Genomic DNA, 23,944 nt, shown 5'->3' on the forward strand with positions numbered 1-23,944 from the left:
TATACACGTGCCGGGGGGGTACATGTGGCATGCCCGTACAACTGAGACCAACACTGCTGGATCCGAGGCCGGTTCGCCGGCGACACCACCACATCCACGCGCCAAGGCGCGCTGGTACCGCGCCGTCGCGCTGACGGTCGACGTCCTCGGCGTGGGGCTTCCCTCCGCGCTGATCCTGAGCGTCGAGCGTCAGCCGTACGCCTACCTGAGCGCCCTGGTCGCCGCACTGTCCTGGGCCGGGGTCCGCGCCCTGCGAAGACGGTACGCACGGCGGGAACTCGGCGAGTCGCGGGGCAGTCTGCCCGTCCTGCACGACTGGCTGATCCTGCTCGGGGTGCTCGCCGTGCTGCGCGCCGCCGCCGATCTGCACCACCCGGCGCTGCTCTGTCTCGCGGCGCTCCTTCCCGCGCCCATCCTCACCCTGACCTGCTCGAAACTGACGTGGCGCCACCTCGTGGCGGCCCGCCGCGAGGCCCAGGTGGTCACCCGGGTGCTCGTCCTGGGCGAGCCCGCGGCGGCCGGCGAGGTCGCCGAGCACCTCGCCGGACGCACCGAGCACCCGTACGTGGTGGTCGGTGTCGTCGCGATCGGCGAGGGGCCTGTCCGTACCGGCGCACCCGTGGCGACCCGGCTCGGGGTCCGGATGCCGGAGGCCACCGACGGGGACACCGCACCGGTTCTGGCCGCCGCCCGTGAGCTGCAGGCCGATGTCGTCCTTGTCGCGGCCTGCGCCCGGATGGCGGGCGAACGGCTCCGGCGCCTCTCCTGGGGGCTGCACGACGCCGGCACCGAACTGGCGCTGGCGCCGGGCCTGGTGGAGTTCGCGGTGAAGCGCCTGGAGACCACGTCGGCGGCCGGTATGGCGCTGCTCCGGGTCGCGCCGCCGTTGCGCAGCGGGGTGCAGCAGGTCCTGAAGTCCGTCATGGACCGCGCCGGAGCGGCCCTCGGTCTGCTCGCCCTGTCGCCGCTGTTCCTGGTGATCGGAGCCGCGGTACGGCTCACCTCGCCCGGTCCGGTGTTCTACAGGCAGGTACGGATCGGGCAGGGACGGACCCCGTTCGTGATGTGGAAGTTCCGCACGATGTACCTGGACGCCGATGCCCGCAAGGCGGAGCTGTCGCAGGCCAACGAGCACGACGGGCTGATGTTCAAGATGCGCCGCGATCCGCGGGTGACCCGGGTGGGGAGGCTTCTGCGCCGTACCTCGCTGGACGAACTCCCGCAGCTCATCAACGTGTTCCTGGGGTCGATGTCCCTGGTCGGGCCGCGTCCGCCGCTGCCGGAGGAGGTGGCGCGGTACGGGGACGTGGAGCTGCGCCGGCTCGCCGTCCGCCCCGGGATGACCGGCCTGTGGCAGATCAGCGGCCGTTCCGACCTCTCGTGGGACGAGACGGTGGAGCTGGATCTGCACTACGTGGACAACTGGTCCTTCACCAGCGACGTCGATGTCATGGCCCGTACGTTCCGCGCCGTCGTCGACGGTCGCGGAGCGTACTGACGGGCCCGCCTCATGAGCTCAGTTCTGTTCCCGCCACCAGGCGTAGGTGGCGGCGATGCCGTCGGGCAGGGCGACGGCCGGCTTCCAGCCGAGTCCGGTCAGCCTGGACACGTCGAGGAGCTTGCGCGGCGTGCCGTCGGGCTTGCTCGTGTCCCAGGCGATCCTGCCCTGGTAATCCGTCACCTCGGCGACAGTTTGGGCGAGTTCGCGGATCGTCAGGTCCTCGCCGCAGCCGATGTTGACGGGCTCGTCGCCGTCGTAGCTCCGCAGCACGACGGCGCAGGCCGCGGCCAGGTCGTCGACGTGCAGGAACTCCCGGCGCGGGGTCCCGGAACCCCAGAGCACGATCTCCTCGCGGCCCTCCTCACGGGCTTCGTGGAAGCGGCGGATCAGCGCCGGCAGGACGTGGGAGGTCTCCAGGTCGAAGTTGTCGCCGGGGCCGTAGAGGTTGGTGGGCATCGCGGAGACGTACGCGGCGCCGTACTGCTTCCGGTACGACTGGACCTGTACGATTCCGGCGATCTTGGCCAGCGCGTAGGCCTCGTTGGTGGGTTCCAGCGGGCCGGTGAGGAGCGCGTCCTCTCGGATCGGCTGGGGGGCGAGCCTCGGGTAGATGCAGGAGGAGCCGAGGAAGAGCAGGCGCTCGACACCGGCGGCGTGCGCCCCGGCGATCACCGCGAGCTGGATCTGGAGGTTCTCCTCCAGGAACTGCACGGGGTAGGTGCTGTTCGCCATGATGCCGCCCACCTTCGCGGCGGCGAGCACGACGGCGTCGGGGCGGGTCTCCGCGAGGAAGGCCGCCGTCCGCGCCGCGTCGCGCAGATCGAGCTCGGCGCGGGTCCGGGTGATCACTTCGTGCCCGTCCGCGGTCAGCCTGCGCGCGATCGCGGAGCCGACGAGGCCGCGGTGGCCCGCGACGAATATCCGGGCCCGCTCGGGGAGGTACGACGGGGATTCCCCCGGGGCTTCCGTCGGAGCGGTCATCGGCACGGTCGTCGGGACGGTCGTCGATTGAGTCATGGCCCGGATCATGCCAGGCCGAGAGGGACCGCAGTACAGCAGATCCGGATTTACTGCCCGGATCACACAATATCCGTAAGTTACGGACCGGCTGGGGGCCGGACCGTCGGGGAGGGGCACCACGCATGAGCAAGACCGCACTCATCACCGGAGTCACGGGACAGGACGGCTCGTACCTGGCCGAACTGCTGCTGTCGAAGGGCTACACGGTGCACGGCCTCGTCCGCCGCTCGTCCAGTTTCAACACGGAGCGGATCGATCACGTCTACCAGGATCCGCAGCAGGCGAACCGCTCGTTCGTGCTGCACCACGCCGACCTCTCGGACGGGGTGGCGCTGGTGAACCTGCTGCGCGACATCCGCCCGGACGAGGTCTACAACCTCGGTGCGCAGTCGCATGTGCGGGTCTCCTTCGACGCGCCGCTGTACACGGGCGACGTGACGGGCCTGGGTGCCCTGCGGCTCCTGGAGGCGATCCGGGCGAGCGGGGTCGACACACGGATCTACCAGGCGTCCTCGTCCGAGATGTTCGGCGCCACGCCGCCGCCGCAGAACGAACAGACGCCGTTCCACCCGCGCAGCCCGTACGGTGCCGCCAAGGTCTTCGCGTACTGGACGACGGTCAACTACCGCGAGGCGTACGACATGTTCGCCGTCAACGGGATCCTGTTCAACCACGAGTCACCGCGCCGGGGCGAGACCTTCGTGACCCGCAAGGTCACCCGGGCGGTGGCCCGTATCAAGGCCGGGCTGCAGGACCGGCTGTACCTGGGCAACCTCGACGCCGTACGCGACTGGGGGTACGCCCCCGAGTACGTCGACGCGATGTGGCGGATGCTCCAGCGCGACGAGCCCACGGACTACGTGGTGGCGACGGGAGTCCCGGCGACCGTACGGCAGTTCGTGGAGACGGCCTTCGCGCACGCGGGGCTCGACTGGGCGGAGTACGTCCGCTACGACCCCAAGTACGAGCGCCCCAGCGAGGTGGACGCCCTGATCGGCGACGCGAGCAAGGCGCGCGATCTTCTTGGCTGGAAGCCCACGGTCCAGGTGGAGGAGCTGGCCCGGATCATGGTCGACGCCGATGTCCGGCTGGTCGAGGACCAGTTGGCCGGTGTCACGGTGCGCATCGACCGCTGACCTGCGCCTTTGATCATCGCGGCCGCCCCGGGCATGACGGACGGGGCGGCCGCTCCGTGCGCGCCGCAGGCGCGGCGCCGGCGCGGCACGACGGCGTGGATGGTACCGGTTTGGCTAAATCTGCTTTTCGGCTTGCCCCTTCGTCGTACAGTGCGCATTCATCACATGGCAGTTGCACGACTTCTCGCCACATTTACTGGGCTATCACGCCTGGGGGGAACATGCGTAGATCCTGGGGGCTCACCACTGCCCTCGTCCTGACCGTCGCGGCCGGAGCCGGGGGCTCTCTGGCCCCGACGGCCGCGGCCCTGACGCCGCCGGTGGCCTTCACCGCGGACGATCTGCCGACCTGGCAGACCAACGGCATCGTCTGGGCGCTGGCCGAGGCGAACGACACCGTCTTCGTGGGCGGCACCTTCTCCGAGGTGCGCCCGCCCGAAGGCGGCACCGGCACACCGAGGGGGGCTGTCAACTTCGCGGCGCTGAACGCGGCGACGGGCGCGCCGACCAACTGCAATCTCTCCTTCACCATCGGCAGCGGCACGGCGACCGTCCGGGCCCTGGTGGTCTCGCCCGACAAGAAGACGCTGTACGCGGGTGGTTACTTCGGCGCCGTCAACGGCACCCCGGTCTCCAGCCTCGCGGCGATCGACATCGCCACCTGCACGCCCAGGGCGGCCTTCACGCCGAGCTTCCCCGCCACCGTGCGGGCGCTCGCCGTCACGGACACCACCGTCTACACGGCCGGCGACTTCGGCACGGTGGAAGGGCAGAACCGTCAGCGGTTCGCCGCGGTCACCACCGCCGGCGACCTGCTGCCCTTCACCGCCAACGCGGACGAGCCGGGCCGCGCCATCGAGGTCACCCCGGACGGACAGCACGTCCTGCTCGGCGGGGACTTCTTCACCGTCAACGGGGCCAACTCGCACGCGCTCGCCGTGGTGAACGCCACGACCGGCGCCGTGACCAAGGCGTACCCCAACGGCTGGATCCCGCAGAACTCCGTCGTCAAGGACATCGAGACGGACGCGACGGGCTTCTACACCGGCAACGAGGGCACGGGCGGCGGGGTCTTCGACGGCCGCATCGCCCTGAACCTCTCGGACTTCGAGCAGCGCTGGCGCGACACCTGCCTCGGCGCGACGCAGGCGGTCCGCTCCTACGAGGGTGTGCTCTACAGCGCCTCGCACGCCCACGACTGCTCCAGTGTCGGCGAGTTCCCTGACGGCCGCCGCTACCACCTGCTCGCCCAGCCGACGACGTCGACGGGCAAGCTCGGCTGGTTCCCGGACACCAACGACGGCATCGGCGAGGGCATCGGGCCGCGCGCCTTCACCATCTCGGGCACCGGAGAGACCAAGTACCTCTGGGTGGGTGGCGAGTTCACGACCACCAACGGCGCCCCGGCGCAGGGTCTGACCCGCTTCGCCTCCGGCCCGGACACCGGCGCGCCGACCGTCCCGGTCGCGAGCGCCGCCGCCGTCGGCCCGAACGCGGTGCAGGTCCGCTGGCGTTCCAGCCTGGACCTGGACGACTCGAAGCTGACGTACAAGGTCTACCGCAACGGCGCCGCGACGCCGATCGCGACCGTCCAGGGCGACTCGCTGCACTGGTCCCGCCCCCAGGTCTCGGTCAAGGACACCACCGTGACCCCGGGCCAGACCTACACCTACCGGGTGACCGCCTCTGACGCGGACGGCAACACCAGCGCCCTCTCCGCCACGTCCACGGTGACCGTGCCGAACTCCCCGGAGCCGTACGCCTCCCAGGTGATCGCCGACGGCGCCGGTCTGTACTGGCGCTTCGACGAGTCGACCACGCCGTACGCGGCCGACTCCTCCAACGGCGACAACAGCGGTCTGTACATCAACGCCCCCGCGCTGCGGCAGACCCCGGCGGCCGTCTCCGGCGCCTCCACGGCCGTCACGCTCAACGGGACGGACGAGCAGATCCACAGCGACCGGCGCCAGAACGCCGCCGGCGCCTTCACCATCGAGACGTGGTTCAAGACCACCACGACCCGCGGTGGCAAGCTGATCGGCTTCGGCAACAACACCACGCGCAACAGCGGTAGTTACGACAAGCACCTGTACATGACCAACACCGGCAACGTGGTGTTCGGCGTCTACACCGGCACCACCCGGACCCTCACGTCGCTCGGCTCGTACAACAACGGCGCCTGGCACCACGTGGTGGGCACCCAGGGTCCGGACGGCATGAAGCTGTACGTCGACGGCAAGCTGCTGGCGTCCAACACGGTCACCACCAACCAGCAGTACCCGGGCTACTGGCACGTCGGCGCGGACAACCTGTCCGGCTGGCCGCTGCGTCCCACGAGCACCTTCTTCGCCGGACAGCTCGACGAGGCCGCCGTGTACCCGACGGCGCTCACCGCCGCGCAGGTCGCCAAGCACCACAGCCTGGCCTCCGCCCCGGCCGACTCGGTCACCACGGTCACCGCGTCGGAGGACACCTACGTCAACGCCGGTGCTCCCGGCACCAACTACGGCGCGTCCAGCTCGCTGGCCGTCCGTGGAACGTCGGCGTACGAGTCGTACCTGCGGTTCACCCTGCCGGCCGCCCCGGCCGGCACCGTCCTCAAGAGCGCCCGGCTCGCGGTGAAGACGACCACGATGACCGGCGCGGGATCGGTGGACAGCCAGTCCGTCGTCCCGGTCACCGGCGCGTGGACCGAGGACGGTCTGACGTACACCACCCGCCCGGCCCTCGGCACCGGACCGATCGGGACGCTCAGCGGCGCCACGGACGGCTCGGCGATCTACTCGGCCGCGCTGGACACCTCGGCGATCTCGGCGGCGCTCGGCAGCTCGTACAGCCTCGCGCTGACCAGCACCGGGACCGACCCGCTGTGGCTCTGGTCGTCCGAGGCATCGGCCGCGGAGGGCACTCCGCAGCTGGTGCTGACCTTCGGCGCCCCGTAGCCGGTGCGCTGAACCGTCCACCCCAGGATGCGGGGCCCGGCCTGCCGGGCCCCGCATCCGACGTACCACGGGAGTTCCCTCATGCGTCGTCCTCTTCACCGGCGCCCGGCAGCGGCGGCGGCCGTGCTCGCCGCCCTGCTCACCCTCTCCGCCTGTTCCTCCGGGAGCGACACCTCCGACGGCGCGCCCGAGGCCGCCGCACCCACGCGTTCGGCGGCCGTGCCCGACCGGCAGGTCGAGGTGGAGCCGACCGGCCCCGCACCCTCGGCGAGCAAGGGCCCCGTCGTGCCCGACGCCGAACTCAGGCCCGTCACCGGCTCGTTCACCGCACAGCAGAAGAAGTACCTGAGCGGTCGGGTCCCCGAGAAGACGGACCCCGCCGCCGTGCTCCAGACGGGCGAGGAGTCCTGCCAGCGGCTGGAGCGCACCGCCAAGCGCGACAGGGACGCGGCGGTGGGCGCCCTCGTCGCAGGGGACATCCCGGACGCCGAGGCCGCCGTGAACCATCTGTGTCCCGCGCAGAAGCCGCTGCTCGCGACGGCGAGGACCGGCTTCCCCGACGGCACGGCCAAGCAGCCGAAGCCGGGCACGTACCGCGCGCTGACCACCGATCCCTCGTGCACCTGGCGGGCGCTGGGCCGCGACGGGAAGGTGCTCGCCTCGGGTCCGGCGCTGGGCGCCGAGGGACCGGTGCGGGCCGCCGTCCCCGCGGGGACGGCGGAGTTCGTCTCCTCGTCCTGTTACGCCTGGCTGCCGGCCTGACCCGCGCGGGCGGACTCGTACACCCCGAGCAGGGTGGCGAGGACGGCCTCCATCGAGAACGCCTCCGTGGCCAGCTTGCGGGCCGCCACGGAGGCGCTGTCGTTCGCGTGGCGGTCGAGCAGCGCGGTGACGGCCGGGGCGAGGCCCGCGGCGTCCGCGACCACCCGCCCGGCGCCGGCCTGCTCGATGTCGCGGGCGAGGCCGTTGGAGGCGGTGACGACGGCGGGGGTGCCGACCGACAACGACTCCAGGACGGACATGGGGAACGGCTCGTCGACCGACGGCAGGACGTACACCGTGGCCCTGCGCAGTTCCTCCAGCATCCGCGCCGCCGACAGCGGTCCCGGCCGGTCCACCCGGTCTCCGACTCCCAGGTCGGCGACGAGCGCGTCGACGGCGGCCCGTTCCCCCTCGTCCGGACCCGCCAGGACGAACGTGGCGTCGGGATGGTGGCGCAGGATCTCGGGGACGGCCGCGACGAAGTCGGTCGGCCGTTTACGGGACTGCAGCCGGGCGGCGTAGAGGATACGGGGCGGGCCGGCGGGCGCCGGGCGGGGCTCCTGCGCGGGCACGCCGTTGACGAGCCGTACCGCGTGGGGCAGTTCCAGGCCCAGGACCGCGTCCAGGTCCCTGCGCTCGCGGCCGGTCAGATGGAGGACGGCGGAGGCGCCCCTCAGGACGCGGCGCACGGCGAGGGCGTCCAAGAGCCGGGCGAGCGCCTTGTCGCTCGGATCGACCATCCCGTGCGTCTGCAGGACGAGCGGGCGGCCGGCCCGCAGCGCGGCCAGCGCCACGGGCAGGGTCACCAGGTCGCGGGCGAGGTGGACATGCACCACGTCGGCGCCCCGGACCAGCGCGCCGGCGCCGGCGAGCAGCGCGGGCGAGGTGATGCCGCTGAAGCCGAGCGGGAGGATCGAGCGGGCCTGGTAGAGGCGGGCGGGCACGCCCTCGACCTCGGTGGGCAGGGGGCCGTCGAAGCCGTCGCCGAGGGCCACCAGACGGGGCCGGTGGCCCCGTTCGGCCAGTCCGCGGCAGAGGTTGACCGCGACTCTGACCGGTCCGCCGAAGGCGTGGGTGGGGCTGTGCAGGGTGACCGCGTGCAGGACGCGCAGGCCGCTCATGCGGGCACCGGGATCGGGCGGCGGCCGTCGGTCGTGTGGAGCGTGAGCTCGGGCAGGTCCTTGTGCAGCGTCGTGCCGGCGGCGACGACCGCGTGGCGGCCGACGGTGACGCCGGCGAGGACGGTGGCGCGGGCCGCGACCCAGGCGCCGTCCTCGACCGTGATCGGGGCGTTGCGGTAGCGGAAGTCGGCGGCCCGGTGGTCATGGCTGCCGGTGCACAGCAGCGCCTCCTGGGAGACGCAGACGTGCGCGCCGAGGGTGACGGGCTCCAGGTTGAGCAGCCAGGCTCCCTCGCCGATCCAGGTGTGGTCGCCGACGGTCAGCTTCCACGGCCACAGGATCCTGACCCGGTGCCGTATGAGCACGCCGTCGCCTATGGTCGCGCCGAAGGCCCGCAGCAGCGCGACCCGCAGCCGGGCAGGACAGAACCAGGCCATGAAGACCGTGTTCATCACCGCGAACCAGAGGGCCTGTACCAGCTTGCCCCGGCCCTTGTCGTAACCGGCCAGCGTGAAGGCCGGGAGATTCCGCATGAGTTCCCCCCTAACGGCGCCTCCCCAGGCGCCGAGGCGTTCAGACTAACGGTTGACCCGGGGTGACAGGGGGGCGTCGGTAGACTGCCGCGAAGTGACGTTCCGGGGTGGCGCCGTGAGGGGCCGGGGGCCGGGGCGCCGGTGAATCCAGGGGGCGGGATGACGACCGATGTACGCGCTGCGGCGGCGGAGCCACGCCCCGGGCCCCCGGCGCCCGCGCAGCTGCTCCTCGCCCCTCCGGTGTCCCCGCGCACGCTGCTCTCGCGGGCCCTGTCGGTCCCGCTGGTGCTGGGCTTCACGGTGTTCCTGCCGCTCCTGGTCGCGATCCAGCCGGGGGCGGGGGTGCACGACGCCGCGTACTACCTCCAGATCGCGCTGACCATGTACGCCGGGGCCCGGCTCTCGGCCATGATCCTGACCCGTCGGCGCAAGCTGCTCCAGGGCTCCTTCTGGCTCTTCGTCTACATGGCGATGGGCGTGGCGCCGCTCGCGCAGGCGGTCCTGGGACGGGTGCCGACGCCGGTGGTCGGCCCGCGCTCCGATCTGACGACGGCGGTGGCGCTGGTCCTGGTGGGCTGCGCCGCGTTCGACCTGGGGTCGCTGCTGGCGCGCGGCCGTCCGGGGGGCTCCGGCCGGGGCGAGGAGCGGCCGGCGCTGGTGCACCGGCGGCGGCTGTACCTGCTGGTGCTGCTCGCCTTCGCGTGCAGCGGGCTGTTCGTCGTGAAGCTCGGCGGGCCCGCGGTGTTCTTCTCCAGCCGTCAGGAGATCATCGCCGGGATCGAGGAGGCCGGCGTCTCGCAGGCCGACTCGCAGGCCGGGCAGGCGTTCCTGCGCGGCTTCGGCACGGTCCCGGCGCTCTTCGCGCTCCTGGTGTACTGCCGGTGGCTGGTGACCTCGCGGCGGGCCCGGCGCCGCCCGCTGGTGATCGCCGTCTTCCTCGCGCTCGTGATGCTCAACTGCGTGGTCAACAACCCCATCTCGAACCCCCGGTACTGGTTCCTCACGGTGATGTTCTCGCTGCTGTTCACCGTCTTCCCGGTGAGCGCCGCGATGTACCGGTCGGCGCTGAGCCTGGGGGTGGTGATGGCGCTGATCGTCTTTCCGTTCTCCGACCGCTTCCGGTACGACGAGAAGAACTACCGCCCGGTCGAGACGACATCGGTCCTGGAACCGCTGGCCCTCAAGGACTACGACCAGGTCGGTATGTTCGCCAACACGATCACGCTGGTGAACTCGGGCAGCCGGCACCGCTACGGCCGTCAGCTGGCGGGGTCCGTGCTCTTCGCGGTGCCCCGCTCGGTGTGGCCTGGCAAGCCGCGCGACACGGGTGTGATGGTCGGCCAGTGGATGGGGACGGTCAACACCAATCTGTCCTCCCCCGTCTGGGCCGAGCTCTGGATCGACTTCGGGGCCGTGGGCATGGGCGCCGGGATGATGGGGATGGGTTATGCCGCCGCGCGGGTGGACGGGCGGTTCGCCCGGCGGGGGACCCGCAGGGCGCCACCGGGCAGTCTGATCTCCCTGGTGGTGCCGCTCGTGGCGGGCTACTCCTTCATCCTGTTGCGCGGCCCGCTGCTGCAGGCGTCGGGACGGGTGGCGATCGCGCTGATCTGCATCGCCCTGGTCACCACCTGGCGTCAGGACAAGGGCGCGGCGCTGCGCTGACCGTCCCGCCGCTCCGGGGAGGCCGGCGTGGGGCGCGTACGGGCGACGCGGGTCCAGGCGGCGAGGGCCTTCAGGGCGGAGCCGGCGGCGAGGCCCCAGGCGGCCCCGGGCGCGCCGGCGAGGGCGTACCCGCCGAGCATCAGGGCGACCGAGAGCAGCGAGAAGACCACCTGGACGGAGAGCGTGGCGCGCGGGCTGAGGACGCGCAGGGTCACCAGGGCGCAGGTGCCCGCAGCCATCACCGCGTACTGGCTGCCGGTGGCGGGGAGCAGCGCGGCGGCGGACTGCCAGGTTGCGCCCAGGAGTTCGCGGCCCAGGCGGGCGGGGAGCGCGTGGAGGGCAGCCGCCCAGCCGAGCGCCACGAGGGCGAGGACGGCGGCGAGGCCGATGGCGGCCCGTACGGTGGCGCGGCGGGAGCCGGCCCTGCCGAGGACCGGCGGGCCGAAGGCGTTGACCGAGGTGAAGAGCGTGTTGAGCGGGCCGAAGAGGGTCGTGGCACCGCGCAGCGCGCCGACGACCAGGGGGCCGGCGAGGAGGCCGAGGCTGAGGACGGCGAGCTGGCTGGAACCGTTGCCCACGGCGAACTCGACGACGAAGCGCCGGCCGAGATGGCCCTTGCGCAGGTAGCGGCGCGGGTCGCCGGGCCGGTTCCGTACGAAGGGCCGGAGCAGGGCGAGCCCGAGGAGGGCCGCGGGCAGGGCGGAGAGGCCCCAGACGAGGACGAGGCGGGCCGGGGAGGAGCCGTGCGGCTGGAGCATCAGCGCGGGTACGGCGCCGAGGAGCCGCAGGGTGTCGGCGGCCAGCGCCCGGTGCGGCTGCCGCAGGGCGGAGAAGGCGTAGCGCAGCCCGTCCTGGACGAGGACGATCGGCAGGACGGCGCCGAGGGCGAGCAGGGCGGCGCCGGTGGGGCCGCCGAGGAGGGCTCCGGCGGCGAGCAGGAGGAGCGCGGCGGCCGTCGAGCCGGCGGCGGTGAAGGTCACGGCGGACCGGGCCGCGGCGCCGGTCTCGTGTTCCTCGCCCTTCTCCAGGACGACGCTCTGTCCGACGTACGCCGCGTTGAGGCCGAGGAGCACCGTGAAGACGATGTAGACCATCGAGAAGGCCGCGAAGCCGTCGGCGGTGGACGCCCGCGCCGCGATCACCAGGACGGCGATGTTGGTGAGGCTCGACGCCGCCTGGTCGAGGACCGAGGCGGCGACGGTCACGGCACGTCTCAACGGTCGCCCGCGCGGATGTCACGGGCCCGCAGGTCCTCGGCGCGCAGCGAGCGCAGGGTGACGGTGTCGGAGCCGTCGCCCGGGATGTCCTGCTCGGGCTCGGAGGTGAACTCCTCGCTCTCGGCGGGCGCGCGGACCGGCTGCCTGCCGCGGCCTCCGCCGCTCCGTCCGCCCGTCGACTGCTTGACGGGGCGGCGCTGCCCGCCCGAGGTGTGCAGGACGGCGCCGAGGACGGTGCCGCCGGCGCCCGCGATGAGTTCGCGGATGCGCTGGAGGTCCGTGCGGTGGACGCCGCGCGGGTCGCAGACGATGAGGACGCCGTCGACGCGGTCCACGAGGGCGAGCGCGTCGGCGTAGTTGAGTACGGGCGGGGCGATGACGACGACGGTCGAGTTCGGCGAGTCGGCCTCGGCGATCAGTCGGGAGACCGTGGGCGCGGTCAGGGCCCTGGCCACGTTCCGTACACGCTCGCCCGGCACCAGGCCGAAGGAGCCGGACTCGCCGGCATCGACGGAGAGTTGGCGCCTTCCGGGCCAGCCGTTCTCGTCGCTCTCCACCGGGCTGCTCCAGCGGGGCGCGGCCGCCGCGTGGGCGCGCAGACGTCCGGCGAGCGTGGGGGTGCGCAGGTCGGCCTCGATCAGCAGGACGTCCTTGCCGGTCTCGGCGAAGGAGGCGGCGAGGTGGGAGGCGACGGCCACGGCGGCGTCGTTGGAGCCGCGCGGGGCGACGACGAGGAGCCTTCGGCGGTCGGCGAAGCGCTGGTCGTACGCGAGCCGGAAGGCGACGGAGCGGTACTCCTCGGCGACCCGGGCGTCCATCTGGTCGTCGGCCAGCAGGACGTCGGTGGCGCCGCGCGGGAGGGTGCCGAGGACGGGGGCGCGGACGGCGCGGGCGACGTCGCCGGCGGAGCGCGGCGCGGGGTCGAAGACGAGCCGGACCCAGGCGGCGAGCAGGCCGAGTGCCACACCGACGAGGGCGCCGAGGCCGAGGCTCATGGGGAGCCCGGGGCCGTCGGAGAAGCCGGGTGCGGTGGCGGTGCGGATGACGGTGCCCGGCGACATGTCGAGGGACTTGAGCTGGCTGATCCGGGCGTCGAGTTCGTTGATCCGGTTGAGCAGGTTGGTCTTGACGCCGTACTCGGCGTCACGGGCCGCCCCGTCGGGCATCCGGTCGAGTTCCTTGGCCTTCTGGTCGTGCTTCTTGGCGACCTCGTCGAGCTGCCGCTGCTGCCCTTCGAGCATCGTGGCGCGCAGATCGGTCCACTGCTTCTTGCGCAGGTCGAGGTAGGCCTGGGTGACCGCGTTCGCCCGGTCGGCCGCCGCCCGGGGCGAGTCGGCGGTGTAGGTGAACTGGAGGACCTGGCTCTGCGGCGGGTTGGTGACCTGGAGGTCCTTCTGCAGCTTGCCGACCGTGCCGGTCCAGCCGAGCTTCTTGGCTGCCTGCTCGACGACGCTGCTGCTGAGGGCGGTCTGCCGCTCGGACCCCATGTTCAGGGTCTTGTCCTGCGAGATGCTGGGATTGAACGGGTCGTTGACGGGGGCGCGGAGCACGACCTGGCTGGTGGCGACATAGGTGTCGGCGTTGGACAGGCCGAACCACACCCCGCCGAGCAGGCCGATTCCGATGCCGGCGCCGATGATCGCGCGGTAGCGCAGGAGCTGGCGGAACTGGTCGCGCAGCAGCTCCGGTTCGTCGTCCTCCACCATGGTGACGTTGGTGTGTGTCACGTGCTCGGACCCCCCAGAGCCTCGTCGATCAGTGCGTCGATCCGGGCCAGTCCGGCAGCCCGGGTCAGATGGGCCTCGACGTGGCGTGGCCCCTGGGCGCCGAGCTCTTCGGCGGTCGCCGGATCGTCGACGAGTCTACGGATCTCCGCGAGGAGTGCGTCGGGGTCCTCCGGCGGAACGAGCGCGCCGGCGCCGGAGCGCAGCACTTCGAGGGCGGTGCCGCCCTCGGCGGCCACGGAGGCGACGACGGGGCGCCCGGCCGCGAAGTACGAGGTCAGCTTGGACGGCACGCTCATGTCGAGGACGGAGGCGCGTTGGGTGACGGCGAGGACGTCCGCCGCGGCGAGGGTGTCGGGGAACTCGTCGTCGCCGACGGGGGCCATGAAGTCCAGGTTGGGGATGCCGGCGCCCAACTGCCGCAGGTGGGCGCGCTGGTTGCCGTCCCCGAGGAGCACGATCCGGACCTTCGGGTCGCGCCGGGCCGCCTCGACGAGCACCTCCAGGCCCTGCTTGAGGCCCATGTTGCCGGAGTGCAGGACGACGGTCTCGCCCTCGGCCCAGCCGAGCCGCCGCCGGGTCTCGGCGCGGTCCGCCTCGGGTTTCGCCACATGGGACCAGTTGGGGACGAGCCGGATGCGGCCGCGGTCGACGCCCATGGCCGCGACGTTGTCCACGAAGGTCTCGTGGATGACACCGACGAGCGTGGCTCTGCGCAGGGCGTACGTCTCCGCCCGGGCGGCGAGCGCGGCGGCCCGGTCGCCGCCGCGGATCCCGCTCTGCGCGGCGGCGGCGCCCATCAGGTCCTGGACGACGGGAAGGTAGGGGACCCGCCAACGGGTGGCGAGGCGGGCGCCGATGACGCCGCCGGCCAGGCTGGGCATCTGGGCGAGGACGGCGTCGGGCCGGGCCATGGAGGGCGGCGCGAGCAGCCCGTGGGCGAGCACGGACGCCTCGAACGCCGCCCGCTTCAGCGCGGTCTGACGCGGGGGCACGGTGTGGCGCCTCCGGTGCACGACGACTCCGGCGCGCTGCTCGGTGCGGCGCCAGGCTCCGGCGTAGGCCGGGTCGAGGGTCCAGGAGGGGTAGTGCGGCATGCCGGCGAGGACGTGGGTCTCGTGGCCGCTCGCCGCCCAGTGTTCGGCGATCTGGGTGGCGTACGGTCCTATGCCGGCGTGCTCCGGCGCGTAGTTGGTGGACACCATCAGCAGCCGCCGTCGTATGCCCGGTGTGCCCCCGCCGCTGATCCCCGCTGTCGATTCCCCCACGCGACCGTCCCTTTCCCCCGAACTGAACCGGCCCTCACCCTAGTCGTTCACGCACTCTCAACGGAACGTGCACGCTATCGTCGGAACTCCTTCGCGCTGGGGAGCGCGAACGCATCTGGGGGGTACCACATGACCGCAGGCAGGCCGTATCGGGTCGGTTACGCGCCGGGCGCCTACGACCTCTTCCACATCGGCCATCTCAACATCCTTCGGCACGCGCGCAGCCAGTGCGACTACCTGGTGGCCGGCGTGGTCTCGGACGAGATGGCGGAGCTGGCCAAGGGGCGGCGTCCGGTGATTCCGCTGGTCGAACGTCTGGAGATCGTACGCAACGTCAAGTTCGTCGACGCGGCGTTCGTGGAGACCGTGCCGGACAAGCTGGAGACGTGGAAGCAGGTCCGTTTCGACGTGCTCTTCAAGGGCGACGACTGGCGGGGGACGCCGAAGGGTGACCGTCTGGAGCGGGACTTCGCCGGGGTGGGGGTGGAGATCGTCTACTTCCCGTACACGATGCACACGTCCAGCACCCAGCTCCGCCGTGCGCTCGACCTCCTGACGCAGGAGGCCGAGCCGGGCACGGGGGTCGGCGGGGTCAGCGAGGTGCTGCGCTGAGTTCGCGGAACCACTTGGCGAGGAAGGCGAGGAGGAACACCGCGCTCGCGGCGCCGAGCGCGGTGTAGGCCCAGCGGAAGGCGGTACCGCCGCCCAGCAGCAGGAAGACCAGGCAGAAGACGCCGTGGTCGACGGGGAGCAGCGCCACCGCGCGCAGGGTGGAGGGCTGGGGGGCGGGCGCGCCGGGGGCGGGGCGCGGCTTGAGCTTCTCGGTGAGCAGCCCGCCGAAGAAGGTGACGACGGCGGCGAGTTGGAATCCGAGCGGAACGAGGAGCCAGCCGTCCGCCGTCGTACCGAAGTGGTCGGGGTGCTGGTAGAAGGCGATCAGGACGGCGAGGTGCAGGGTGGTGATCTTGGCGCAGTCCACGACGTGGTCGAGCCACTCCCCCGCCGGGCTTCCGCCGCCGCGCAGGCGGGCGAGCTGCCCGTCGGCGGAGTCGAAGGCGAATCCGACGGCGAGGCCGAGCCAGACCAACGGACCGAGCACCCAGGACGGTTCCCCGAGGGCCACCCCCGCGACGGCGGCGAAGCTGAAGGCCGCGCTCACGAGGGTGACCTGATTGGGCGTCAGACCCGCGGCGTACGAGCCGGCCGCGAGGTAGCGCCCGACGGGGCGGTTGACGAACCGCGAGTAGAGCGAGACGCCCTTCGCGGACTTCTGCGCGGATCTCAACTCGGTCAACGCGGTCCCGATCGTGCCCACGAACCCCCCCGGGTTTTGATGCGTACGGTCGATCACCGTACGACAGTGCGTGATGATGACGCACATCATGGCAGGAACCGGGCGTGAGGGTCAGCGGGGCCTGGGCTCCGGGTCATCCGGGACAGGCGTACAGCCGCGTCGCGGACAGCCGGTCACCGCCGCCGTCCGCGCGCGGGAGCCCTCCGGCCCCGCCGACCGTCCCGGCCAACCGCCCCGGCCTAGGCGTCCAGGGCGTCGGCGTGACGGTTCTCCTTGACCGTGATCCGGCCCTTGCGGATGGTCGCCAGGCGCGGGGCGCGGCGGGCGATGGCGCTGTCGTGGGTGACCATGACGAAGGTCAGCCCGTGCTCCTTCCAGAGCCCTTCGAGCAGTTCGACGATCTCGTCGCGCATCGACTCGTCGAGGTTGCCGGTCGGTTCGTCGGCGAGGAGCACCTTGGGCCGCTTCACCAGGGCCCGGGCGATGGCGACGCGCTGCTGCTGGCCTCCGGAGAGCTCGGACGGAAGGTGCGCCCGGCGCTCACCGAGACCGACGGACTCCAGCGCCTCGGCCGCGAGGCCGCGCCGCTCCCCCGCCTTGAGGCCCATGGGGACCAGGGCGGTCTCCACGTTCTCCTGCGCGGTGAGCGTGGGGATGAGGTTGAACGACTGGAAGACGAAGCCGATGTTCTGGCTGCGGACGGCCGTCAACCGGCTCTCCGGCAGTCTCGCCAGGTCCACGCCGTCGAGCAGCACGCTGCCCGCGGTGGGCCGGTCGAGGCCGCCGAGCATCTGCAGCAGCGTGGACTTCCCACCGCCCGTGGGGCCCTGGATGACCAGTCGGTCGCCTTCCCTGATGGTGAGGTCGATCCCGGCGAGCGCGTCGACTCTCTCCTGGCCCCGGCGGTACTGCTTGGTGACGCCTGTGAGTTCGTACATGGTGCTACTCCTGCGATACGTGAGCGGGTGGGGGCTGCCGGTCGGCTGCTGCTACTCGACGCGGCGCAGCGCGTCCGCCGGGCGCAGCCGGGAGGCGCGCCAGGCGCCGAAGCCACCGGCGACGAGGCCGCCGCCGAGGGCGAGGACCACGGCGAGACCGACGGTGGTGACGCTCACCGGGGCGGTGAGGGCGATGTCGAGGGTGTTGCCGGCGCTCGCGCCGTCGCGGACCGCGCTCGCGCCCGGGCCGCCGAGCATCCGGGGGCCGCCGGGGCCGCCGCCGCCCAGCGCGCCGGCGCCGAGTTCGGCGGTGAGGGTGGGGCTGATGGCGGTCACGAGGGCGGCGCCGCCGAGGCCCACGGCGATGCCGAGCGCGCCCCCGAGAAGGCCGTTGACGAGCGCCTCGCCCATCACCTGGCGGGTGACCCGGCCGCTCTTCCAGCCGAGCGCCTTGAGCGTGCCGAACTCGCGGACGCGGCGGCTGACGGCGGAGGAGGTGAGCAGTCCGGCGACCAGGACGGCGGCGACGAGGACGGCGTACGAGAGCCACTTGCCCACGTTGGTGGCGAGGTTGGCGGCGGTGTCGAGGGAGCCGGAGACGGTCTCGGCGAGATCGGCGGAGGTGGTGACCGTGGTACCGGCCACGTTCGCCTGGATGGCGGACTTGACGGCCTCGATCTTCGTCGAGTCGGTCGCCTTCACATAGACGGTGGTGATCTTGTCCTTGGAGTCCGACAGGGTCTGTGCCTGCTTCAGCGGCAGATAGACCTGGGCGGCGGCCTGGCCGCTGTCGGCGGTGGCGATGCCGATGATCTCGAAGGTCACGCCCTTGACGGTGAGGGTCTTGCCGACGGTGAGGCCCTCCTGCTTGGCGTAGGCGCTGTCGACGACGACGACCTTGGCATCGGTCTCGGAGGTCTTGAAGGTGCGGCCGGCGGAGAGGGTGGAGGTGGTGAGGGGGCCGACGTCGGGGACGGTGACATCGGTGCCGTAGAGGGTGAAGGAGTTGACGTCGAAGGCGGCGCCGCCGCCTTCGACCGTGCCGCCCTTGCCACCGTCGCCGCCACCCGGGCCGCCGGGCTGGGCGGGCCGGCTCTCCTTGAACTCGCCTCGCTCGAACTCGCCGTTGACCTTGAGGTTGGTGAGGCTGAGACCGCCGACGGCACGGGCGACACCGTTCTGCCGCGCGACGGTGTCGACGGTGGAGGCGGGCAGGGTCTGGAACCCCTGGACCATCAGCCGGTCGCTGCTCTGCTCCTCGCCGTCCCCCTTGGCGTCGAACTTGAACCGTGGCCGCTGGGCCTGCTCCCCCGCCTTGGGCTCCTCGCGGGCCTTGGTGACGGTCAGGTCGGTGCCGAGCCCGTAGAGGGATTCCAGGACCTGGGTCTGGGCGTGCTTCATCCCGGCGGCCACGGAGTTGACGACGATGACCAGCGCGATGCCGAGAGCGAGCCCGGAGGCGACGACGAGCGCCGCCTTTCTGCGACGGCGCAGTTCGCGCCGGAGGTAGGTGAAGAACATGGGCGCGAAGCTAGGCACGCGCGGTGATGACCGGATAAGCCCCGCGTGAGAGTGGGATGAGAGTCGGGGCTGCGGCCCTGGGGGCGCGCGACGCCGACTCTCGCGCCCGGCGGGCGCGTCGGTCGGGCCTACCACGGCGACGTGGGGCCCGACGGGGCGCGGGCCGGACCCCGGGAGGCCGATCCGGCGGCGTCAGCGGCCGTACGACAAGGGGTCCGCCAGGACCTCGCGGATGACGACCGCTGCCGCCCCGCGCGCCGCGTCCGCCGACGTGGACGCTGCGCGCAGGCGGCCGGCGGAGGGGGTCCAGAGGCCGGAGACGACCCGGCGGGCGAGTTCCGCGTCGACCGCGGGGGCCAGGCGGGGCATCAGGCGCGGGTAGATGCCGCCGAGGACGACCACTTCGGGATCGAGCAGGTTCACCGCGCCGGAGAGCGCGAGCCCCAGTTTCCGGCCGGCCTCCTCGACGGCGGCCACCGCCCTCGGCTCCCCCGCCTCCGCGCGGCGTGCCAACTCCTCGACGCCCGGGCCGCCCGCGCGGGACGCCCCGCCGGCCGGCCCCTCGTCCGTGAGTCCCGCCGCCCGCAGGAGCGCCGACTGTCCCGCGTACTGCTCCAGGCAGCCGCGCGAGCCGCAGCGGCACAGCGGCCCGTCCGCGTCGACGGCCATGTGCCCGATCTCGCCGGCGAACCCGTGCGCGCCGCGCAACAGTTCGCCGTTGACGACGATCGCGCCGCCGACGCCGATCTCGCCGGTGAGGTGGAGGAAGCTCCGTACGTCGCCCAGCGCGCCGAACCACAGCTCCGCCAGCGCCGCGACGTTCGCCTCGTTGTCCGAGGCGACCGGCAGTTCCGGCAGCCCGGGGCGCAGCGCGGAGAGGGCCGCGCCGAAGACTCGGTCCGCCTCGACGCGGTTCCAGCCGAGGTTGGGCGCCTGATGGACGGTGCCGGACGAGACGAGTCCGGGCAGGGCGAGCCGTACACCCGTCGGGTGCAGGTCGTGTTCCGCCGCGCGCGCGAGGACGCGCGCCGCGATCCGGGCCGCTCGCCCCAGGACCTCACCGGCCCCTGCCTCCCGGTCACCGCCGTCGCCGCGGTTGTCGGTGGGGTGGGTGATGCGGAGCCGGTCGGTCCCCGCCAGGTCCACGACGCACACGGAGACGTAGTCGACGTTGATCTCGACACCGAGCCCGGCCGGACCGGTGTCGGCCGCCTTCAGTACCGTCCCGGGCCGTCCCGCCTGGCCGCTGAAGGTCTTGCCCGATTCCACCAGGAACCCCTGGTCGAGGAGGTGTTCGACCAGCGAGGAGACGGCGGCGCGGGTCAGTCCCACGCGCGCGGCGACCGCCGCACGGGTCGTCTCGCCCGCCTCGTGCACGGTCCGCAGGACGAGGCTGAGGTTGTGCCGTCGCACGCTCGCCTTGTCGGCCTTGGGTTCCGCCGGGTGCGCGTCCCCGGTCCCCGCAGTCTTCTTCATGGTGCGCCGAGCCTAACCCCGAAGAAAACAGTTCAACCACCGAACTCTTTGCGCTACTGTCTGCGCCGTGCCCCTTCCCCGCGACTACAGCGGTCAGACCTGCGCCCTCGCCCGCTCCATGGAGATCGTCGGCGAGCGCTGGACCCTGCTCATCGTGCGGGACGCCTTCTTCGGGGTCCGCCGCTTCGGGGAGTTCGCCGCCCATCTGCGCCTCCCCCGGGCCGTCCTCACCGACCGGCTCACCACCCTCACCGAGGCCGGCGTCCTCCAACGCCTCCCGGACACCGGGCGCCGCGAGGTCTACGGCCTGACGCCCAAGGGCGTGGCGCTCTGGCCCGCCGTCCGCGCGCTCACCTCCTGGGGCGACGAGTTCTACGCGGCGGAGGGCGGCCCCGGCCGGGTCTTCCGCCATGCCGAGGACGACGCCCCCCTCGCCGGCGACGGCCGCTGCACCGGCTGCGGAACGCCGGTCGAGGCCCGCGACACCCTCGTGACCCCCGGCCCCGGGCTCGCCCCGGCGGCCGAGGACGACGACCCGGTGACGGCGGCGCTCACCCGCCCGCACCGTCTGCTCCGCCCCCTGCTCGGTCCACCCTCCCCGCAACGCTCCGAGAGAGGTTCCCCCTCATGAAGATCCTTGTCGTCGGCGCCGGAGCCACCGGAGGCTTCTTCGGAGCCCTGCTGGCCCGTTCCGGACAGGACGTCACCTTCCTGGTCCGTCCGCACCGCGCCGCCGTGCTCCGCGAGCGAGGACTGCGCGTCACCGGCAGGGACGGCGAATGGTCCCTGGAACCCCGGCTGCTCACGGCCGGCGAACTCACCACCTCGTACGACCTCGTGCTCCTCTCGGTGAAGGCCACCGCTCTCGAGCAGGCGATCGAGGACATCGTCCCGGCCGTCGGGCCCGACACTGCGATCGTGCCGCTGCTCAACGGGCTGGCCCACATGGACGTTCTCAACGCCCGTTTCGGCCCGGCACCGGTCCTCGGCGGAGTCGCCAAGGTGGTCACCACCCTGAGCGACGAAGGGGACATCGTCCGCCTGGCGCCGCTCGCCCATCTGACGATCGGTGAGCAGGACGGCTCGTCCTCTCCGCGCGTGGAGAAGATCCGGGCGGTGCTGAGCGAGGCGGGCATCGACGCCCTGGTGCCCGAGAACGTGATGGCCTCGATGTGGCACAAGTGGGTCTTCATCACCACCCTCGGCGCGGTGACCGGTCTGATGCGCGGAACGGTCGGCGAGGTCAGCGCCGTCCCGGGCGGCGTGGAACTGGGCCCGGCGGTACTGGCGGAGGGGGCTGCCGTGGCGGCCGCGGCGGGACATCCCGTACCGGAGTCCGAACGAGCCGCGACGCTGGGCGTCGTGACGGCGACCGGGTCCTCGATGGTGCCCTCCCTCTACCGCGATCTGGTGGCCGGGCGGCCGACCGAGGTCGAGCACCTCTTCGGCGATCTGGTGACCCGAGCCCGGGCGCTGTCCGTGCCCACCCCTCTCCTCGACCTGGCGACGCTGCACCTGCGAGTCGCCCAGGCACGCGTCATGAGGTGAGGCCCCCTGAGCCGGTGCGCCGATCCACCTCGTGACGGCGGCCGCGCGCGAGCGCGGCCGCCGGGCCCGGGGGATCAGGCGCGGCCCGCGGCCTTCTGGCTCCGGCGGGACAGGGAGTCGACGACCACGGCGGCGAGCAGGACCGATCCGGTGATCATGAACTGGACGGCGTTGCTGACACCCATGATGTTCATGCCGGACTGGATGGAGCCGATCACCAGCGCGCCGAGGAGCGCCGACCAGACCGAGCCGCGCCCGCCGAACAGGCTCGTACCGCCGATGACGGCCGCCGCGATGACGTTCATCAGCAGGTTGCCGCCGCCGGAGGTCTGGCTCGCCGACTGGATCTGCCCGGCGAGGAAGAGACCGCCGACCGCCGCCATGGTGCCCGCGACGGTGAAGACGCTCATCCGGACGAACGGCACGCTGATGCCTGCCCGGCGCGCGCCCTCGATGTTGCCGCCGACGGCGAAGATCTGCCGCCCGTACGAGGTGCGGCGCAGGACGAAGTCCAGGATCACCAGAAGGATCAGGAAGATCAGCAGCGCCAGAGGAAGGCCCTGGTACTGGTTGAGGATGTAGGCCGCGACGAACGCGATCGCGGCGATGACGACCGTGCGCAGCACGATCTCGGCGACCGGCCGGAACGGCACCCGGGCGGCTCGGCGGCGCCGGGCGTCCAGGAGCGAGGCGGCGAGGAAGAGCCCGACTCCCACGGCCGCGGTCACGTAGGCGGCGGCGGGGCTGTGGAAGATGGTCGTGTAGAGCTTGGAGACGATGCTCTCGCTGGGGATGTTGACCGTGCCGCTGGTGCCGAGGATCTGGAGCATCAGGCCGTTCCAGGCGAGGTTGCCCGCGAGGGTGACGACGAACGCCGGCACACCGACCTTGGCGAAGAAGAAGCCCTGGATCAGCCCGACGGCCGCTCCGCCCGCGATGGCGACGAGGAGCGCCAGCCACTCGTTCATGCCGTTCAGGACGTTGAGCACGGCGAAGAGGGCGGCGCACAGGCCGCTGACGGAGCCGACGGAGAGGTCGATCTCGCCGAGCAGCAGGACGAACACGATACCGACGGCGATCATGCCCGTGCCGACGATCTGCTGGCTGAGGTCGGAGAGGTTCTGGGCCGAGAGGAACGCGCTGTCGAGGGTGCCGAACACGGTCCAGATGATGATCACGGCGATGACGACGGGAAGCGAACCCAGCTCGCCGCTGCGCAGCTTGCGCCGGAACTCTCCGAGGTAGCCCCGGATGCCTTCCTCTCGGACGAGCAGCCGGGTGTCGACCGCGGGCATGGCCTCCGATGCCGGTCCCTGGGCGGCGGCGTCGTCGGGGCGGCCGAGGCGGTCGGGACCGCCGGGGTGATCGGGACCGCCGGGGTGATCGGGGCGGTCGGGGCCGCTGCCTCTGTCCCCACTCATCGCTCCTCCTCCCGCTTGCGGGCCTGGCGGCGGGTGACGGCGCTGTCGGTGGCCCCGGTGATGGCGGAGATGATCTCCTCGGTGGTCGTGGAGCGGGTGTCGAAGAATCCGTTGTTCCGGCCGAGGCGCAGCACCGCGATGCGGTCGGCGACCGCCATCACGTCCACCATGTTGTGGCTGATCAGGATCGTTCCGAGCCCGTGGTCGCGCAGCCGCTCGACCAGGTCGAGCACTTCGGCGGTCTGCTCCACGCCCAGGGCGGCGGTGGGCTCGTCGAGGATGACGACCCGGGGTTCGCCGATCAGGGACCGGGCGATCGCGACGGTCTGGCGCTGGCCGCCGGAGAGCGAGGCCACGGGGATCCGGACACTGGGGATGCGGATGGACAGGGTGTCGAGCAGCTCGCGCGAGCGCCGCTCCATCCCGACCTCGTCGAGCACGCCGAAGCGGCGCAGTTCGCGGCCGAGGAAGAGATTGCCGACCACGTCGAGGTTGTCGCACAGCGCGAGGTCCTGGTAGACGGTGGCGATCCCGAGGTTCTGGGCGTCGTGGGGCCGGTTGATGCTGACCCGGCGGCCCTGCCACGCGATGACGCCCTCGTCGGGCGGGTTCACTCCGGCGATCGCCTTGACGGCGGTGGACTTCCCGGCGCCGTTGTCACCGACGAGGGCGACGACCTCGCCGGGGTGGACCTCCAGGTCGAAGTCCGACAGCGCCTGGACGGCGCCGAACCGCTTGGAGATGCCCCGCAGTGTGAGCACAGGTTCTTCCGGCAACGTCAACGCCTCCTCCGCACACCCCCGGCGGACCGCTCCGCCGGGGCACTCCGCCGGGACGCCCGGACGGGGCGCCCCGAC

The 23,944-nt window shown here is 72.4% G+C and carries 20 protein-coding genes; 8 read left to right on the top strand and 12 right to left on the bottom strand.

Annotation, left to right across the window (positions count from 1 at the left end):
* Positions 1–22: 22 nt before the first annotated feature.
* Positions 23–1,498 carry a sugar transferase gene (locus tag ACZ4VW_RS20985; RefSeq protein ID WP_467964505.1) on the top strand — a complete coding sequence of 492 codons (1,476 nt, stop codon included), beginning with the start codon at positions 23–25 and terminating at the stop codon, positions 1,496–1,498.
* Positions 1,499–1,516: 18 nt separating this feature from the next.
* Here ACZ4VW_RS20985 and ACZ4VW_RS20990 read toward each other — a convergent pair whose 3' ends face one another.
* Entirely contained in the window at positions 1,517–2,482 is a 966-nt protein-coding gene (locus ACZ4VW_RS20990) for a GDP-L-fucose synthase family protein (RefSeq protein ID WP_467964802.1), read from the bottom strand.
* Positions 2,483–2,643: 161 nt separating this feature from the next.
* Between ACZ4VW_RS20990 and gmd the strand changes: the two genes are divergently transcribed.
* The 3 genes from gmd (at position 2,644) to ACZ4VW_RS21005 (ending at position 7,361) form a co-directional block, all read left to right on the top strand.
* Positions 2,644–3,657 carry a GDP-mannose 4,6-dehydratase gene (gene gmd, locus ACZ4VW_RS20995; protein ID WP_467964507.1) on the top strand — a complete coding sequence of 338 codons (1,014 nt, stop codon included), beginning with the start codon at positions 2,644–2,646 and terminating at the stop codon, positions 3,655–3,657.
* 221 nt (positions 3,658–3,878) lie between these two features.
* Positions 3,879–6,599: a CBM96 family carbohydrate-binding protein gene (locus ACZ4VW_RS21000; RefSeq protein ID WP_467964508.1), complete on the top strand. Its 2,721-nt coding sequence runs from the start codon at positions 3,879–3,881 to the stop codon at positions 6,597–6,599.
* 81 nt (positions 6,600–6,680) lie between these two features.
* Positions 6,681–7,361, top strand: coding sequence for a hypothetical protein (locus ACZ4VW_RS21005; protein ID WP_467964510.1), 681 nt, complete (start codon positions 6,681–6,683; stop codon positions 7,359–7,361).
* On the opposite strand, the gene ACZ4VW_RS21010 is transcribed toward ACZ4VW_RS21005, so the two are convergent.
* Positions 7,340–8,473, bottom strand: coding sequence for a glycosyltransferase (locus tag ACZ4VW_RS21010; RefSeq protein ID WP_467964804.1), 1,134 nt, complete (start codon positions 8,471–8,473; stop codon positions 7,340–7,342). The two genes, ACZ4VW_RS21005 and ACZ4VW_RS21010, sit on opposite strands and share 22 nt — an antisense overlap.
* A gap of 5 nt (positions 8,474–8,478) precedes the next feature.
* On the bottom strand, positions 8,479–9,015 hold the full coding sequence (locus ACZ4VW_RS21015) for a WcaF family extracellular polysaccharide biosynthesis acetyltransferase (protein WP_467964511.1): 537 nt from the start codon (positions 9,013–9,015) through the stop codon (positions 8,479–8,481).
* A 159-nt stretch (positions 9,016–9,174) separates the two neighbouring features.
* Here ACZ4VW_RS21015 and ACZ4VW_RS21020 point away from each other — a divergent pair, with 159 nt between their 5' ends.
* Entirely contained in the window at positions 9,175–10,680 is a 1,506-nt protein-coding gene (locus ACZ4VW_RS21020; RefSeq protein WP_467964513.1) for a hypothetical protein, read from the top strand.
* Here the strand turns inward: ACZ4VW_RS21020 and ACZ4VW_RS21025 are convergent.
* From ACZ4VW_RS21025 to ACZ4VW_RS21035, 3 genes are read right to left on the bottom strand one after another with little or no spacing between them, the layout of a single operon-like run.
* Positions 10,653–11,897 (bottom strand): MATE family efflux transporter, encoded by a 1,245-nt coding sequence (locus ACZ4VW_RS21025; RefSeq protein WP_467964515.1) that lies wholly within the window; start codon positions 11,895–11,897, stop codon positions 10,653–10,655. The two genes, ACZ4VW_RS21020 and ACZ4VW_RS21025, sit on opposite strands and share 28 nt — an antisense overlap.
* On the bottom strand, positions 11,894–13,624 hold the full coding sequence (locus tag ACZ4VW_RS21030; RefSeq protein WP_467964517.1) for a lipopolysaccharide biosynthesis protein: 1,731 nt from the start codon (positions 13,622–13,624) through the stop codon (positions 11,894–11,896). Before ACZ4VW_RS21030 ends, ACZ4VW_RS21025 begins: the two co-directional genes overlap by 4 nt.
* A complete protein-coding gene (locus ACZ4VW_RS21035) occupies positions 13,621–14,826 on the bottom strand; it encodes a glycosyltransferase family 4 protein (RefSeq protein ID WP_467964806.1) in 1,206 nt (401 codons plus the stop codon). The genes ACZ4VW_RS21030 and ACZ4VW_RS21035 overlap by 4 nt, the downstream gene beginning before the upstream one ends.
* 192 nt (positions 14,827–15,018) lie before the next feature.
* Here ACZ4VW_RS21035 and ACZ4VW_RS21040 point away from each other — a divergent pair, with 192 nt between their 5' ends.
* The gene (locus tag ACZ4VW_RS21040; RefSeq protein WP_467964519.1) at positions 15,019–15,501 is read left to right on the top strand and encodes an FAD synthase family protein; all 483 of its coding nucleotides are present in this window, start codon (positions 15,019–15,021) and stop codon (positions 15,499–15,501) included.
* On the opposite strand, the gene ACZ4VW_RS21045 is transcribed toward ACZ4VW_RS21040, so the two are convergent.
* The 4 genes from ACZ4VW_RS21045 to ACZ4VW_RS21060 form a co-directional block, all read right to left on the bottom strand.
* A complete protein-coding gene (locus ACZ4VW_RS21045; RefSeq protein ID WP_467964520.1) occupies positions 15,482–16,204 on the bottom strand; it encodes a CDP-alcohol phosphatidyltransferase family protein in 723 nt (240 codons plus the stop codon). The two genes, ACZ4VW_RS21040 and ACZ4VW_RS21045, sit on opposite strands and share 20 nt — an antisense overlap.
* A 218-nt stretch (positions 16,205–16,422) precedes the next feature.
* Entirely contained in the window at positions 16,423–17,121 is a 699-nt protein-coding gene (locus ACZ4VW_RS21050; RefSeq protein WP_467964522.1) for an ABC transporter ATP-binding protein, read from the bottom strand.
* 51 nt (positions 17,122–17,172) lie between these two features.
* Complete coding sequence (locus ACZ4VW_RS21055) at positions 17,173–18,642, bottom strand: ABC transporter permease (protein WP_467964524.1); 1,470 nt, start codon at positions 18,640–18,642, stop codon at positions 17,173–17,175.
* Between the two features lie 192 nt (positions 18,643–18,834).
* Positions 18,835–20,118 (bottom strand): ROK family protein, encoded by a 1,284-nt coding sequence (locus ACZ4VW_RS21060; protein WP_467964526.1) that lies wholly within the window; start codon positions 20,116–20,118, stop codon positions 18,835–18,837.
* A gap of 67 nt (positions 20,119–20,185) precedes the next feature.
* Here ACZ4VW_RS21060 and ACZ4VW_RS21065 point away from each other — a divergent pair, with 67 nt between their 5' ends.
* The gene (locus ACZ4VW_RS21065; RefSeq protein WP_467964528.1) at positions 20,186–20,749 is read left to right on the top strand and encodes a winged helix-turn-helix transcriptional regulator; all 564 of its coding nucleotides are present in this window, start codon (positions 20,186–20,188) and stop codon (positions 20,747–20,749) included.
* Positions 20,746–21,666: a 2-dehydropantoate 2-reductase gene (locus ACZ4VW_RS21070; RefSeq protein WP_467964530.1), complete on the top strand. Its 921-nt coding sequence runs from the start codon at positions 20,746–20,748 to the stop codon at positions 21,664–21,666. The genes ACZ4VW_RS21065 and ACZ4VW_RS21070 overlap by 4 nt, the downstream gene beginning before the upstream one ends.
* Before the next feature lie 74 nt (positions 21,667–21,740).
* Here the strand turns inward: ACZ4VW_RS21070 and ACZ4VW_RS21075 are convergent, their stop codons facing one another.
* Both ACZ4VW_RS21075 and ACZ4VW_RS21080 read right to left on the bottom strand, forming a co-directional pair.
* Positions 21,741–22,961 carry a sugar ABC transporter permease gene (locus tag ACZ4VW_RS21075; protein WP_467964808.1) on the bottom strand — a complete coding sequence of 407 codons (1,221 nt, stop codon included), beginning with the start codon at positions 22,959–22,961 and terminating at the stop codon, positions 21,741–21,743.
* A 122-nt stretch (positions 22,962–23,083) separates the two neighbouring features.
* Positions 23,084–23,863 (bottom strand): ATP-binding cassette domain-containing protein, encoded by a 780-nt coding sequence (locus ACZ4VW_RS21080; RefSeq protein ID WP_467964532.1) that lies wholly within the window; start codon positions 23,861–23,863, stop codon positions 23,084–23,086.
* Positions 23,864–23,944: the final 81 nt, after the last annotated feature.

The sequence above is a fragment of the Streptomyces sp. NPDC029139 genome, assembly GCF_055564335.1.